The organism is Brevundimonas faecalis (assembly GCF_040549405.1).
Classification (GTDB): domain Bacteria; phylum Pseudomonadota; class Alphaproteobacteria; order Caulobacterales; family Caulobacteraceae; genus Brevundimonas; species Brevundimonas faecalis.
This window is the reverse complement of the sequence record NZ_JBEPTF010000001.1, coordinates 243,886-258,366: the sequence shown is the minus strand read 5'-3', so window position 1 is coordinate 258,366 and position 14,481 is coordinate 243,886. Positions and strand designations below refer to the sequence as shown.

Here is a 14,481-nt window from a genome sequence, read left to right as displayed (position 1 = left end):
GGCGCGCATGAGCGACCTCGAAGCCCAGGAAGCGCGCAAGCGCGCCGACGAGGCCCGGGTCGCCCAGGCGGGCGAGCGCTGGCGCGCGCGTTCGCGCCGGGTGCGGCTGTACCGCCGCGTCCTGCCGATCGTCATCCTGACCCTGGCGGGCGGCGCCCTGACCTGGACCGTCTTCCGCACCGTCATGTCGGGCGTGGAGCGCAAGGCCAGCGAGAGCCGCGAGATCCGCCTGGACAACCCCATGTTCCATGGACAGGACGCTCAGGGCCGCTCCTTCGTCATCGGGGCCAAGGGGGCGGTGCGCGATCCGGCCACCGGCCATTTCCGCCTGCTGGCCCCCCTGCTCCGCCTCGACCTCGGCGGCCGCAAGACCACGGAGCTGACCGCGGACGGCGGCTCCTATCTGGAAGCTCAGCGCAAGGTGGTCATCGGGCCGAACGTGCGCATCTCGGACGGCGGCTCCGGCTTCGTCCTGACCACGCCGGAAGCCGTGGTCGACACCAATACGGGCGTTGTGACCGGCGATAAGGGCGTCCAGGGGCAAGGCCCTCTTGGAACCATAAACGCTTCGTCCTATGCCATCTATGATCAGGGCCAGAGGGTCGTCTTCAGCGGCCAGGGCGAAACCAAGATGAGCGGGACCATCAACCCCGCGGGATCCGGCAAATGACCATGTCCAAGTCGAAAACCATGATCGCGGGCGCCGCCCTGCTGCTGGCCCTGACGCTTCCCGCGACCTCGGGCGCCCAGTCCGGTCGTCCCGACGCCTCGAAGCAGCCGGTCCAGTACGGCGCCGACGGCGGCGAATACACGCCGAACGGCTTCTCCCTGCGCGGCCGGGCCGAACTGACCCAGGGCGGCAACCGCCTGCGGGCCGACGCCATCACCGGCGTGACCGCCAACGGCGAGCTGACCCGCGTCGAGGCCGTCGGCAACGTCTATATGGTCACGCCGGACCAGAGCATGCGCGGCGACCGCGCCGTCTACACCCTGGGCGACGCCCAGGTGGTGGTGACCGGCGACGTCATCCTGACCCAGGGCAAGAACGTCCTGACCGGCAATCGTCTGGTCTACAACGTCCGCACCGAGGCCGCCCGGATGGAAGGCGGCAACGGCCGCGTCCAGGGCGTCTTCTACCCGCAAGGGAACTGACCCCGCTTGGCGCGCAAGGAACTCTCAGCCCTGAACCTGGATCAGGCGGCCGCCCCCGAGGCGACCCCTGCCCCTGAGGATGCGCGTCGCCTGGGTCTGCGCGTCGAGCACATCGCCCGCAGCTTCGGCCAGCGCCAGGTGGTGCGCGACGTCTCCCTGAACGTGCAGCGAGGCGAGGTCTGCGGCCTGCTGGGCCCCAACGGGGCGGGCAAGACGACCTGCTTCTACATGATCACCGGCCTGATCCCGGCCGACAGCGGTTCGATCTGGCTGGACGACGAGGACATCACCCAGCAGCCCATGTACCAGCGCGCCCGCATGGGCCTGGGCTATCTGGCGCAGGAAGCCTCCATCTTCCGCGGCATGACCGTGGAGCAGAACATCAAGGCCGTGGTCGAACTGCGCGAGAAGACCGCCGCCGGCGCCCGCGAGGAAACCACCCGCCTGCTGGAGGAGCTACGCATCGACCATCTGCGCCACGCCCCGGCCACCGGCCTGTCGGGCGGCGAGCGTCGTCGCGTCGAGATCGCCCGCGCCCTGGCGGCGCGGCCCAGCTTCATGCTGCTGGACGAACCCTTCGCCGGCATCGACCCCCTGGCCATCGCCGACATCCGCCATGTGATCCGCTACCTGTCGGAACAGGGCATCGGCGTGCTGATCACCGACCATAACGTGCGCGAGACCCTGGACATCATCGACCGTGTCTCGATCATCTCGGCCGGTTCGGTCCTGTTCGAGGGCACGGCGGACGAGGCCGTCCACGACGCCGAGGTCCGCCGCGTCTATCTGGGCGAAATGTACGCCTGACGCGGCCCGGCCGTCCGACGAATTTACGTTCGCCAGACGTTAAGCTCTCTGAGGCACCATCACAGCAAGAACCGGGCCACAAACGGCCTGTCGGGGATTGTGAGACGTGATCGGTCAGAGGCTGGAGGTCAGGCAGGGGCAGGGGCTGGTCATCACGCCCCAGCTGCAGCAGGCGATCAAGCTGCTGCAACTGTCGAACCTTGAGCTTGAGGCCTTCGTCGAGGGCGAACTGGAACGCAACCCCCTGCTCCAGCGCGACGAGGGCGAGCCGGGCGGCGACGCCCAGGACGCGCCGACCGAAACCGCGACCTCCGGCGAGGCGGGCGAGCTTCAGTTCACCGAACCCTCCGGCGAAGCCGAGCAGGCCATGGATGCGCGGGCCGACGACCTCTATGACGACGCCCCGCCCGGCGAGCGCGACGCCGACCGCAGACGCGACGCCGGCGAGGCGGGCGAGCAACCGGGCCTGTCCGACTGGTCCTGCGCCGGAAACGGCGGCGGCCTGGACAGCGAGGGGCTGGAGCGGCCCGACACCCACGAACTGACCCTGTGGGAGCACCTTCAGGCCCAGGCCTCTTCGGCCGGCTTCAGCGCCGCCGACCACGCCATCGCCCTGACCCTGATCGACGCCACGGACGAGGGCGGCTATCTGCGCGGCGAGTTACAAGAGATCGCCGACCGCCTGGGCGTCGACCTGGCGCGGATCGAGGCCGTGCTGACCGTCTGCCACGGCTTCGAGCCGACCGGGGTCATGGCCCGCTCGGCGCCGGAATGTCTGAAGCTGCAGCTGATCGAGCGGAACCGCTTCGACCCGGCCATGGAAGCCCTGCTGGACAATCTGGAGCTTCTGGCCCGCCGCGACCTGGCGGCCCTGCGTCGCGTCTGCGGCGTGGACGCCGAGGACCTGTCGGACATGATCGCCGAGCTGAAGGCCCTGACGCCGCGTCCCGGCGCGGGCTTCGGCGGCGAACCGGCCCAGACGGTCGTGCCCGACGTCCATGTCCGACCCGACCCGGCCGGCGGCTGGCGAGTCGAACTGAACGCCGACACCCTGCCCCGCCTGCTGGTCGACAAGCGCTATCACGGCGTGGTCGCCGCCGGCGCCCGATCCGATACGGAAAAGACCTTCGTCGCCGAATGCGCCGCCCAGGCCAGCTGGCTGGTCAAGTCCCTGGACCAGCGCGCCCGGACCATCCTGAAGGTCGCCTCCGAGATCGTGCGCCAGCAGGACGCCTTCCTGGCCTTCGGCGTCGAGTTCCTGCGCCCCCTGACCCTGAAGCAGGTCGCCGAGGCGATCGAGATGCACGAATCGACCGTCAGCCGCGTGACCTCGAACAAGTACATCGCGACGCCGCGCGGGGTGTTCGAGCTGAAATTCTTCTTCACCGCCGCCATCCAGTCCTCCGAAGGCGGCGCCCTCCATTCGGCCGAGGCGGTGCGTCACCGCATCAAGACCATGATCGACGCCGAAACCACGGGCGGCGACGTCCTCAGCGACGACCGGATCGTCGAGATCCTGAACGAGGCCGGCATCGACATCGCGCGCCGCACTGTCGCCAAGTACCGGGAAGCCTTGCGAATTCCGTCGTCCGTCCAGCGTCGGCGCCTGCTGAAGACCGGCTGATCACGTCCTGTTGCAAGCGTCACCACAAATCGGTGATCGGCGTTGACACCAAACCGAAGTCGTCGCGTTCTATCCATATGCAGATCCAAGTCAGCGGCAAGCATGTGGATGTCGGCGAAGCGCTAAGCTCGCGCATCTCCCAGGAACTCGAAGAGGGAGTCGGCAAGTATTTCGCCCGCGGCGGCGAAAACGCCGAGGTCGTGGTGTCCAAGGACCGTCACGGCTTCCGCGTCGATTGCTGGGTGCGTCTGGCTTCGGGCCAGAGCCTTGTGACCACGGGTTTCGGCGGCGACGCCCACGCCGGTTTTTCGGACAGCCTGGACAAGCTTGAAAAGCGCGTCCGTCGCTACAAGCGTCGCCTGAAGGACCACCACATCGGACCCAAGGGCCTCTCGCCCGAAAAGACCGAGGACGCGGCCCGCGAGATCGCGGCCCTGACCATCTTCCGCAGTCCCGAATTGGTCGAGGACGACGCCTTCGGCGACGCCGGGGCTCCGGACGAACCGCCCCCCGTGGGCATGGTCATCGCCGAGACCGAATCGGAGATTCGCACCCTGACGGTCGGGCGCGCCGTGCTGGAACTGGACATGACCGGCTATCCGCTCGTCATGTTCCGCAACGCCGGGCACGGCGGCCTGTCGGTCGTCTATCGTCGCCCTGACGGCAACGTCGGCTGGATCGACCCCGAGCGGACGGGCAAGTCCCGTCTCAACGGCGCCGGATCCTAGAGGGCTTTCAAGCGGAGGGCGAAGGCGCTAGAAGGCGCTCGCCCTCACGCTCATGTCGGGTACGAGTTCGGGATCATCATGGACATCGCTGATTTGTTGTCGTCGGGCGGAATCGTCCTGCGCGGCGGCGTCTCGTCCAAGCGACAGGCGCTTCACGCCGTCGCCGAAACGGCGTCAAACGCCCTGAACCTGGATGAGGATCGCGTCCTGGAAGCTCTGCTGGAGCGCGAAGCCCTGGGCTCCACCGGCCTGGGCTCGGGCGTCGCCGTGCCCCATGCGCGGGTCAAGGGACTGGATCGCGTCTGCGCCGTCTTCGTGCGCCTGGAATCGCCGGTCGCCTATGAAGCGCTGGACGACCGGCCGGTCGATCTGATGTTCGCCCTCTTCGCCCCGCCGGAAGCGGGCGCGGAGCACCTGCGCGCCCTGGCCGCCGTGTCGCGCGCCATGCGCTCGCCGGAACTGCGCGAGCGCCTGCGCCAGGCCCGCACGGTCGACGCCGTCCGCGCCCTCTTCGTCAAGGACGCCCCGGCCACCGCCGCCTGAAAGGGTCGGGCGACAGCCTTCTCAAGAGGGGCGCAAGCAGGCTGAACGGCCGATGGCCCCTCAAAGCGGCTCAAGTAGGCCGAACGGCCGTTAGCCCCAAAAAGAGATCAAGTAGGCCGACTGGCCGATAGCCTCTCCAGAAGACGATCAATGCACCGAGACGGGCGCCAGTTCGTGGGCGGTCGCAGCGGCGAAGGCCGTCTCGCGATCCATCATGACCGCCAGCCGCTCGCCGTCGGCGCCGTGCACCGCATAGAGAATCTGTTCGGGGTCCAGGTCGAAGTCCGGCGCCTCAACGCGGGCGTCCTGCAGGACTTCATGGGCGCGTATGGCGCGCACATAGACGAGATCCGGCGTCCCCAGGCCGGCCAGTTCCTTCTTGGTCATCATCGGCGTCATAAGACCGCCTCCTTACGCTAGACTGAACGCCCGGAAGCCCCGGACGGTTCGGCGGCCGAAATCAGCCCGCCGTAATGGGAATGCGCCGCACCAGCCGGTCCTGTTCCGGCCGCACCAGGTCGACGTGCAGCAGGCCGTGCTCCAGCCTCGCGCCCTGAACCTCCAGCCCGTCCGCCAGGACGAAGCTGCGGACGAAGCCGCGCGCCGCGATGCCGCGATGCAGGAAGGCCTGTTCCGCCCTGCCCGCGTCCTCGCGCTTGCCCGCTATGGTCAGTTGCCGCCCTTCCAGGGTGATGGCCAGGTCATCGGGCGAAAAACCGGCGACCGCCAGGCTGATGCGCACCGCACTCTCGCCCAGTTGCTCCACATTATAGGGCGGGTAGCTCTCGGCCGCGGCCTTGGCCGCGCGGTCGATCAGGGCTCGGGTGTGGTCGAAGCCCAACAGGAAGGGGCTGTCGAACAATATGGTTCGCGTCGTCATCGGTCCTCGCAAAAGCGACCCGACCGTCCGCTTCCCCCCTGCAAGGCGAGGCCGCGCGGCCGTTTGCAACACATGGTCACGGCCGCCCTCGGGGTCAACCTTGAGGCTGGACGCGGCGGCGTTCAGCTTTGATACAGGTTGGAACCTTCACTGTAGCCCCACGTTCACGCGGCAATGCCGTTCCAAACCGCAAAGGAAGAATCCATGCGCGCCAAGCTTCCCCTCGTCGGCGTCAGCATCGCCGCCCTTCTGGGCGCCGCCGCCTGCACCACGACCGATCCCTACAGCTCGACCCCGACCCGCAACAACACCGGCACGGGCGCTATCGCCGGCGCCCTGGGCGGCGCCCTGCTGGGCTATCTGACCAACACCTCCAGCGGCGAACAGGGCCGCAAGAACGCCCTGATCGGCGCCGGCATCGGCGCCCTGGCCGGCGCAGGCGTGGGTCAGTACATGGACCGTCAGCAACGCGCGCTTGAGGCCGAACTGTCCGGCACCGGCGTCGGCGTGGCCCGCCAAGGCGACAACCTGGTGCTGCGCATGCCCTCGGACGTGACCTTCGCCACCAACCAGTCCAACCTGGACGGCCGCTTCCTGCCCGTCCTCGACGACGTGGCCCGCGTGCTGCAGGAATACGACCGCTCGATGGTGGACGTCATCGGCCACACCGACTCCTCGGGCGGCGACGCCATCAACCAGCCCCTGTCGGAGCGCCGCGCCTCCTCGGTCGCCTCCTACCTGATCGACCGCGGCGTGATCCGTGAACGCCTCTATGTCGCGGGCATGAGCGCGCGCAATCCGATCGCCTCGAACGACACGGTCCAGGGCAAGGCCCAGAACCGCCGCGTCGAGATCCTGATCCGCCCCTTCACCGGCTGATCAAGCGATCCAGGACCGAATAAGAAAGGGCGGCGCCTGCAACGGCGCCGCCCTTTTTTGTCGTCTGGAACCCAGGTCAGGCGCGCTGCGGCCGACCGATGGAGGTGTAGCGGAAGCCCCGCGCCCTCATGTCGTCGGGGCGATAGACGTTGCGCAGGTCCACCATGACCGGCTGCTTCAGCAACAGCTTCACCCGGTCCAGGTCCAGGGCGCGGAACTGGTCCCATTCGGTCAAGATCACCACCACGTCCGCACCCTCGACCGCCTCATAGGGGCCGTCGCGGAAGACCACGCCGTCGAGGACCTTGGCCGCCTCCTCCATGCCTTCGGGGTCGAAGGCCTGGACCGTCGCTCCCATGGCGATCAGGGCGGGCGCCACGTCCAGCGAAGGCGCGTCGCGCATGTCGTCGGTGTTCGGCTTGAAGGTCAGGCCCAGCAGCGCGACCGTCTTGCCCTTCAGTTCGTCGCCGCCCAGAGCTGCGGCCACGCGGCCCGCCATGGCCTTCTTGCGCGCGTCGTTGACCTCGACCGTGGTCTCGATCAGGCGCACAGGCGCGCCCGCGTCCGTCGCCGTCCGCACCAGGGCCAGGGTGTCCTTCGGGAAGCAGGATCCGCCGTAGCCCGGGCCAGCGTGCAGGAACTTGCCGCCGATCCGGTTGTCCAGGCCGATGCCCCGCGCCACCTGCTGGACGTCGGCGCCGACGGCCTCGCACAGGTCGGCCATCTCGTTGATGAAGGTGATCTTCATCGCCAGGAAGGCGTTGGCCGCATACTTGATCAGTTCCGAGGTCCGCCTCCCGGTGAACAGGATCGGCGTCTCGTTCAGGTTCAATGGACGATACAGCTCGGCCATCACCGGCCGGGCGCGCTCGTCCTCCAGGCCGACCACGACACGGTCGGGGCGCTTGAAGTCGCCGATGGCGGCGCCTTCGCGCAGGAATTCAGGATTGGAGACGACGGCGAAGTCCGCGTCTGGGCGGCGAGCGCGGATGATGCGCTCGATTTCGTCGCCTGTGCCGACCGGGACGGTCGACTTGGTCACCACCACGGTGAAGCCCTGGATCAGGTCGGCGATCTCCTCGGCCGCCGCATAGACATAGGACAGGTCGGCATGGCCGTCGCCGCGCCGCGACGGCGTCCCGACAGCGATGAAGACGGCGTCCGCCGTGCGAATCGCCTCCGCCCCGTCCAGGGCGAAGGACAGACGGCCGCCGCGGACATTGGCCGCCACCAGGTCCTCGAGCCCAGGCTCATAGATCGGCATGCGGCCGGCGTTCAGTTGATCGATCTTGGTCGGATCCTTGTCGACACAGGTCACGACGTGGCCGAAGTCCGCGAAACAGGCCCCGGAAACAAGCCCGACGTAGCCGGTGCCGATCATTGCGACGCGCATGCGGTCATCCTCTTGCAGCAGTCCCGTCGAGATAGCGTCCAAGCATGACGTTTGCCAGACAGGACCGCCCCCTCGCCTCCTCTCACCCCGCTTTCTTCAAGCGAGACAGGGGCTTCGGGCAAAAGAAAAGGGCGGCCGACCCGAAAGGATCGACCGCCCTGATCATGTATCGACCTTCTTAGATTCCTTGGGTCGGGGTTTGGCCCGACCGGTTGGGATCTTAGAAGTTGATGTCGATGGTGGCGCGGCGGTTGAGCGGCTCACGCACGCCGTCGCCGGTAGCCTTGGCCGGAGCGGTTTCGCCCTTGCCGTCCAGCGAGATCACGCCGCCGTTGACGCCTTGAGCGACCAGGGCGTCAGCCACGGTGCGCGAGCGACGGTTGGACAGACCCAGGTTGTAGGCCGGCGAACCCGAGGTGTCGGTGTGACCGACGACCAGGATGCGCGTCGGCGCGCCCGACTTGGCGTAGTTGGCGGCCTGCGTCACCACCGAGCGGGCTTCGGCCGTCAGGTCCGAACGATCCCAGTCGAAGTAGACCACGAACTGACGCGCGGCCGGCTTGGCCGGAGGCGGCGGAGGCGGCGGCGGGGGCGGCGGCGGCGGGGGCGGCGGGGGCGGCGGCGGGGGCGGCGGCGGCGGGGGAGCAGCCGGCTCGGCGCCGAACGCATAGCGCAGGCCCAGGGTCACGGTGTGCGACTGGTCGTAGTCGCCCGACAGTTCGCCGAACGGGATCGAACCCGCGCCGGCCACCGAGGTGTCGAACGCGGCGTCGCCGGTCAGATAGCGGTAGGTCAGGTCGATGTTGGCGCGGTCCGAAACGGCCCAGGCCACGCCCGCGATCGCCTGAGCGGCGAACTTGGTCGAGGTGTCGTCGGCCGTGAAGGTCACGCCCGGCGTCTGACGCAGGCGGCCGACCGTGTCGACGTTGACGCGGTTCACGCCCACGCCCAGGCCGACGAACGGACGGAAGGTCCATTCCGGCGAGCCGAAGTCATAGATGACGTTGGCCATCAGGGTCGTCGAGGTGATGTCGCCTTCCGGCGAGTGGCACGGACCCGTCGCCGGCGTCAGGTTGCACAGGCCTTGCGGACCCGTCGAGGCGCGCACGCGACCGATGTCGCCCGAGCGGTAGCCGCCTTCCAGTTCAACACGCCAGTTCGGGTTGAACCGGTAGCCCAGACGAGCAAAAGCCGCCCAGCCGTCGTTCACTTCCCAGTTCCAGTTATGGCCGGTCGTGGACGATTCCGTGTTGATGTCGTCGATGATGTGGTAGCCCGCGTCGATCGCGCCGTACCAACCATCCGGCTCAGCCGACGCGGCGCCCGCCGACAGGGCCAGAGCCGCCGCCGCGCTAGATGCCAGGATCAAACTCTTGACGCGCATAAAAGCGGCCCTCCGAAGCTTGCTATATTCAGACAATGACAATAGCGCCATCTCACCGAAGCCTAGCAGCCGAGCTTTAAGCGGTCGAGTGAGAAGCGTCATTTTTCACTACAACCGCTCTATATGCGTGGCCGGTTTGCTACAGTCAGTTCGATAGATGAACGCCCGACGAGTGAGCAGCAGCTTCATGCAGCCATGCCTCTCAAGACCGAAAACTAAGCGAGAGGTCTGCTTTCAGCGATCCCCAATCCTAAAGCTCGATCCGTACTGACGAGCTGCGCCAAAGCGCCCATGATATGGTACAGAGAACTTGCAGGAGCGGGCTCATCGACGAAGGTGCGATCTCCTAATCGCTTGTCCCGCCATACGCCGTCAGGAGCGAGATACCACCAAAGCGCGCGCATCGCTCTGGCCGCGTCGCTCAACAGACGCTGACGCTCTCCATCTTCGCTCAACTCAGCCAGAAGCAAGGCGGCCTTCAGCCATTCGGTTTGCGGCCACAAGCGCGCCCGATCGCCTCTTTGCCCTCCACAATCCTCAATAACGTCCACGGCGACGTCCAGACGTTCGGACACCCCCTTCATTCCAAACGCATAGAGACGCCGAGCCACCCCCAACACGTGAGCGCTCGAGCGTTTTCGCGCGAAGCGCGCCAAGAGCCAGGCCCATTCGAATTGATGCCCCGGCTCCACGAGTCGCCCGTCGCTTCCAGCAGCTCTCGACCAATCTTCAGAAAAGAACTCGTACAGGCACCCTCGCCCCTCGTCGATGAAGGTTGAAATCGCCAACTCGACAAGCTGATCGCTCCAGCTTTCCCAGCCCTCGTCGCCGCCGACTTCCTCCCACGCCAGACATGCTTCCAACAGGTGCATGTGCGCGTTCGACTGGAAGGGCCGGCTTCCTGCTTCCGTCAGCGCACCATTGGAACCCGCTCGCGCCTTCAGAAGCTCGCGCACCCTGACCGCCCGCGCCTCATATGCGGCTGCATCTCCGAGCCCCGCGCCATGAGCGGCGGCCAAAGCGAACATCAAGAAAGCCTGATCATAGACATAGGCGTCATTGTCGATGACGCTTCCGTCTGGAGCCAAAAGAGCGCTCACCTGACCATCGTCGCGGACATACTCACGCAACAAGCAGGCCGCCCCCTTCTCCACGGCGGAGGACCAAGGCCCGGACCAGCCAAGCCTTCCCGCTTCTGCAAACACTTGAATCTGGCGGCTCTGCACCCTCGCGCGCCGGTTGGCCCGCACCGCGCGCCCCTCCTGCGAGATCAACTCCGAGAAGGCGCCGTCGGCATCCTGCCCCACAGTCGCCCAGAGAGGCAGGACTCGAAGTCTCATCCACTCAATGAAACGCTTGCCGCCCTGAGGCAGGGATTCGGCGACGGATGAAGCGAAATCTAGATGGCGCGGCGAAGTCTCGCGTATCCGCTCTACGACTTTCTTAATGTCCTGCGCACGCGACAAGTCGCACACTAGGACAGCATCACGTTCAGCGATGATCGCTAGGTTCCTTACGCCCACCGCCGCTACAAGCATGCCGTCAGACGCTCTCGCTAGACACCCTTCAGCGTCTTCAAAGACATGCAGGCCCAATTCGCCTTCACCGCTGGCCGCAACAGAGTCCCACGCCCCCAGATCGGACCACTGAAAATCGACCGGAAGCACAGAAGCGCGCTCAGTCCTCTCCATAACAGCATAGTCAATCGATGTCTTTGGGGCATCCCTGAAGGCACTCCCAAGCACAGCAACGGATGCATCCCCGATATTCACCAACGAAAGCTCTACAGATTGAGCGACTGCAGGTGCATACTTCTCCAATTCAAGGCCTAAAATCCTTGATGAAACAATGAAATTACCACTGTTCCACAAATACCCTTCCTTAAGGTATTGAGCTGCTGTCCGCGTGTCGGGCTTTTCGACGAACGCTTCGACAACCGAGAGCCCCTTTCCCGCAGGACGGATGTACCCGTAGGCGGCCGAGGGCTCTGTCGGCTTGACCCCCAAGGTGACGATCCGCCCCTTGAGAGCCGTAGAAGCGGCTTCGATCACCGCTCGCCGGAAAGCGTCATGATCGGTGATGTGGTGATCGGACGCCACGAATACATTTACGCCGCTCGGGTCCTGAGCATGGGTCCAAGCCGCCGCCGCCGCCATCGCCGCAGCGGAATCTCGAGCTTCCGGCTCCAAAAGAATCTGCGCTTTGAGATCGATTGCTTCAAGTTGGTCCACGATCCAGCGACGATGGCTCACTCCGCCCACGACGATCAGTCGCCCCCCGCCATTGGCAAGCGAAGCAACCCTGAGCGCAGCTTCTTGAAACAGCGAGCGGTTCCCCGCCAACGGTATGAACTGCTTGGGACGTGAGGGGCGCGACGCAGGCCACAGCCTCGTACCGGAACCACCGCACATGATTACAGGAAATATCGCCATCTTCGTTCCTTAGACCTATTTGCGCGACAGATGAAAGCTTGAAGACCCTGTTTCATGTACTGCTCGAGCGGCTTTCACCGTGACACCCGCGTGCCCAGAGGCTATGGCGCGCGTATTATGCAAGAGACCGAACGGCAATCCGAGGAACGCAGCTGGGAAACGGCGAAGACGCTCGCCGAGGCCCTGCCCTATATTCAGGTCTATGATCGCGAGACCGTGGTCATCAAATACGGCGGCCACGCCATGGGCGAGAGCGCCGTGGCCAAGCAATTCGCCGCCGACGTGGTGCTGCTGAAGCTGATGGGCGTGAACCCCGTGGTGGTCCACGGCGGCGGCCCGCAGATCAGCGCCATGCTGGACAAGGCGGGCGTGAAGTCGGCCTTCGTCGACGGTCTGCGCGTGACGGACAAGGACACCATGCAGGTGGCCGAGATGGTCCTGTCCGGCGCGGTCAATAAAGAGATCGCCCACTGGATCACTGTCGCCGGCAAGGAGGCCGACGTGCGCGGCGTCGGCCTGTCGGGCAAGGACGCCGGCCTGCTGACGGTCGAGAAGACCAAGCGCACCAAGCGCGATCCCGACAGCATGATCGAGCACGAGGTCGATCTGGGTTTCGTCGGCGAGCCGACCAAGGTCGACCCCAAGCTGATCAAGGGCCTGATCGCCTCCGAGACCGAGGACTGGGTGCCGGTCATCGCTCCCATCGGCGTGGCCGAGGACGGCATGACCTACAACGTCAACGCCGACACGGTGGCGGGCGCCGTCGCCGGGTCCCTGGGCGCCAAGCGGATGCTGCTGCTGACCGACGTGCCGGGCGTCAAGGGCGCGGACGGCGAGATCATCCGCCAGATGAACCTGGAAGAGGCCCAGGGCCTGATCGACACGGGCGTCGCCAACGGCGGCATGATCCCGAAGCTGGAGACGGCCATGGCCGCCGTCCGCGCGGGCGTCGAGGCCGTGGTCATTCTGGACGGACGTCGCCCCCACGCCATGCTGGTCGAACTGTTCACCGAGTTCGGCGCCGGCACCTTGGTGAAGGCCCAGTGACGGCAGATACGACGAGCCGACTGCCGGCGGCGACCACCGAGATCGGCGCCGACCTGCGCCACGTCCGGTCCTGGGTGTTCGATCTCGACAACACCCTCTACCCGCCGGAGACCCAGTTCCTGCGGCAGGTCGAACAGCGCATCAATCACTATGTGGTGCGCACCTCGGGCCTGGAGTCGGCTGAGGCCCTGGCGATGCAGCGCGGCTATCTGCACGACTACGGCACCTCCCTGGCCGGTCTCATGATGCACTATGAGATCGACCCGCACGACTTCCTGGCCGAGGTCCACGACGTGCCTCTGGACGTGCTGACGCCAGATCCTGGCCTCCACGCGGCGCTGGAGCGGCTGAGCGGACCGCGCCTGATCTTCACCAACGGCTCGATCGGCCACGCCCGGCGCGTGATGGAACGGCTGGAGCTGACGCCCTTCTTCGACGGGGTCTTCGCCCTGGAGGACGCCGACCTGATCCCCAAGCCGGACCCGCGCACCTTCCAGAAGATGCTGGCGCGCTTCGGCGTCGATCCGACCACCGCCTGCTTCTTCGAGGACACGCCCAAGAACCTGGAGCCGGCGCACGTCCTCGGTATGACCACGGTTCTGGTCGGCCCCAAGGCCTTCATGGCCGAGGGCGAGCACATCCGACACCGGGCCGCCTCCCTCGGCCCCTTCCTGACCACCGCCATGCTGGACGGAGATCCGCAATGACCGACCTGACCCATCTGGAATCCGTGATCGAGGCCGCCTGGGAGGCTCGCGCCGACATTTCGGCCGCCACGCGCGGCGAGGCCCGCGACGCCGTCGACACCGCCCTGGCCCTGCTGGATTCCGGTCAGGCCCGCGTCGCCACGCGCAGCGAGGACGGCGTCTGGACCACGCACCAGTGGCTGAAGAAGGCCGTGCTGCTGTCCTTCCGCCTGAACGACAACGTCATCATGCGCGCCGGTCACGCCCCGACCCTGCCGCTGTCGGCCGATCATCCGGTCGCCGTCGGTCCCTTCTGGGACAAGGTGCCCAACAAGTTCGGCGACTGGAGCGCCGCCGACTATCAGGCCGCCGGCTTCCGTTCGGTGCCCGGCGCCGTCGTCCGTCGCGGCGCCCATATCGCCAAGAACGTGGTGCTGATGCCCTCCTTCGTGAACATCGGCGCCTTCGTCGACGAAGGCTCGATGGTCGACGCCTGGGCCACCGTCGGCTCCTGCGCCCAGATCGGCAAGAACGTCCACCTGTCGGGCGGCGCCGGCATTGGCGGCGTGCTGGAGCCGCTGCAGGCCAACCCGACCATCATCGAGGACGGCTGCTTCATCGGCGCCCGCGCCGAGGTGGCCGAGGGCGTCATCGTCCGCGAGGGTGCGGTCCTGGCCATGGGCGTCTATCTGTCCGGTTCGACCAAGATCATCGACCGCGCCACCGGCGAGATCTTCCGCGGCGAGGTTCCGGCCTATTCGGTCGTGGTGCCGGGCGCCCTGCCCGACCCCAATGGCGGCCCGTCGCTGTACTGCGCCGTCATCGTCAAGCGCGTCGACGCCCAGACCCGCGCCAAGACCGGGGTCAACGAACTGCTACGCGACTAGGCCTCTCCTCTGCTCCGGGCCCAGCGAAAAATCGGCTCG

General features: G+C 66.7%; 15 protein-coding genes. 10 read left to right on the top strand and 5 right to left on the bottom strand.

What is annotated here, in order from left to right; translation table 11 throughout:
- The first annotated feature begins 7 nt into the window (after nt 1-7).
- The 6 genes from lptC (at nt 8) to ABIE19_RS01110 (ending at nt 4,854) form a co-directional block, all read left to right on the top strand.
- Nucleotides 8-670, top strand: a complete 663-nt coding sequence (gene lptC, locus ABIE19_RS01135; RefSeq protein WP_354087273.1) for an LPS export ABC transporter periplasmic protein LptC — start codon at nt 8-10, stop codon at nt 668-670.
- Complete coding sequence (locus ABIE19_RS01130) at nt 667-1,152, top strand: LptA/OstA family protein (protein ID WP_354087272.1); 486 nt, start codon at nt 667-669, stop codon at nt 1,150-1,152. Before lptC ends, ABIE19_RS01130 begins: the two co-directional genes overlap by 4 nt.
- A gap of 6 nt (nt 1,153-1,158) precedes the next feature.
- On the top strand, nt 1,159-1,959 hold the full coding sequence (gene lptB / locus ABIE19_RS01125; protein ID WP_354087271.1) for an LPS export ABC transporter ATP-binding protein: 801 nt from the start codon (nt 1,159-1,161) through the stop codon (nt 1,957-1,959).
- A 106-nt stretch (nt 1,960-2,065) separates the two neighbouring features.
- On the top strand, nt 2,066-3,583 hold the full coding sequence (rpoN, locus tag ABIE19_RS01120) for an RNA polymerase factor sigma-54 (protein WP_354087270.1): 1,518 nt from the start codon (nt 2,066-2,068) through the stop codon (nt 3,581-3,583).
- Nucleotides 3,584-3,660: 77 nt separating this feature from the next.
- Entirely contained in the window at nt 3,661-4,311 is a 651-nt protein-coding gene (gene hpf / locus ABIE19_RS01115; RefSeq protein ID WP_354087269.1) for a ribosome hibernation-promoting factor, HPF/YfiA family, read from the top strand.
- 78 nt (nt 4,312-4,389) lie between these two features.
- Entirely contained in the window at nt 4,390-4,854 is a 465-nt protein-coding gene (locus ABIE19_RS01110) for a PTS sugar transporter subunit IIA (protein ID WP_354087268.1), read from the top strand.
- 147 nt (nt 4,855-5,001) lie between these two features.
- On the opposite strand, the gene ABIE19_RS01105 is transcribed toward ABIE19_RS01110, so the two are convergent.
- Both ABIE19_RS01105 and ABIE19_RS01100 read right to left on the bottom strand, forming a co-directional pair.
- Nucleotides 5,002-5,253: a DUF1150 family protein gene (locus ABIE19_RS01105; protein WP_354087267.1), complete on the bottom strand. Its 252-nt coding sequence runs from the start codon at nt 5,251-5,253 to the stop codon at nt 5,002-5,004.
- A gap of 61 nt (nt 5,254-5,314) precedes the next feature.
- Nucleotides 5,315-5,734 (bottom strand): Hsp20 family protein, encoded by a 420-nt coding sequence (locus tag ABIE19_RS01100; RefSeq protein WP_354087266.1) that lies wholly within the window; start codon nt 5,732-5,734, stop codon nt 5,315-5,317.
- A gap of 204 nt (nt 5,735-5,938) precedes the next feature.
- On the opposite strand from ABIE19_RS01100, the gene ABIE19_RS01095 reads away from it, so the two are divergent.
- The gene (locus tag ABIE19_RS01095; RefSeq protein ID WP_354087265.1) at nt 5,939-6,613 is read left to right on the top strand and encodes a YiaD family glycine zipper/OmpA-like lipoprotein; all 675 of its coding nucleotides are present in this window, start codon (nt 5,939-5,941) and stop codon (nt 6,611-6,613) included.
- A gap of 76 nt (nt 6,614-6,689) precedes the next feature.
- On the opposite strand, the gene ABIE19_RS01090 is transcribed toward ABIE19_RS01095, so the two are convergent.
- The 3 genes from ABIE19_RS01090 to ABIE19_RS01080 all read right to left on the bottom strand — a co-directional run bounded on the left by ABIE19_RS01090 (nt 6,690) and on the right by ABIE19_RS01080 (nt 11,822).
- The gene (locus ABIE19_RS01090; RefSeq protein WP_354087264.1) at nt 6,690-8,006 is read right to left on the bottom strand and encodes a UDP-glucose dehydrogenase family protein; all 1,317 of its coding nucleotides are present in this window, start codon (nt 8,004-8,006) and stop codon (nt 6,690-6,692) included.
- A 220-nt stretch (nt 8,007-8,226) separates the two neighbouring features.
- Nucleotides 8,227-9,390 carry an outer membrane beta-barrel protein gene (locus ABIE19_RS01085; RefSeq protein WP_354087263.1) on the bottom strand — a complete coding sequence of 388 codons (1,164 nt, stop codon included), beginning with the start codon at nt 9,388-9,390 and terminating at the stop codon, nt 8,227-8,229.
- Between the two features lie 215 nt (nt 9,391-9,605).
- Nucleotides 9,606-11,822: an AGE family epimerase/isomerase gene (locus ABIE19_RS01080; protein WP_354087262.1), complete on the bottom strand. Its 2,217-nt coding sequence runs from the start codon at nt 11,820-11,822 to the stop codon at nt 9,606-9,608.
- A 117-nt stretch (nt 11,823-11,939) separates the two neighbouring features.
- On the opposite strand from ABIE19_RS01080, the gene argB reads away from it, so the two are divergent.
- Genes argB through dapD form a run of 3 tightly spaced genes read left to right on the top strand, consistent with a single transcriptional unit; the run spans nt 11,940 to nt 14,442 of the window.
- Nucleotides 11,940-12,869, top strand: a complete 930-nt coding sequence (argB, locus tag ABIE19_RS01075; RefSeq protein WP_354087261.1) for an acetylglutamate kinase — start codon at nt 11,940-11,942, stop codon at nt 12,867-12,869.
- Nucleotides 12,866-13,576, top strand: a complete 711-nt coding sequence (locus tag ABIE19_RS01070; RefSeq protein ID WP_354087260.1) for a pyrimidine 5'-nucleotidase — start codon at nt 12,866-12,868, stop codon at nt 13,574-13,576. The genes argB and ABIE19_RS01070 overlap by 4 nt, the downstream gene beginning before the upstream one ends.
- The gene (gene dapD, locus ABIE19_RS01065) at nt 13,573-14,442 is read left to right on the top strand and encodes a 2,3,4,5-tetrahydropyridine-2,6-dicarboxylate N-succinyltransferase (protein WP_354087259.1); all 870 of its coding nucleotides are present in this window, start codon (nt 13,573-13,575) and stop codon (nt 14,440-14,442) included. The genes ABIE19_RS01070 and dapD overlap by 4 nt, the downstream gene beginning before the upstream one ends.
- The last annotated feature ends 39 nt before the right edge of the window (nt 14,443-14,481 follow it).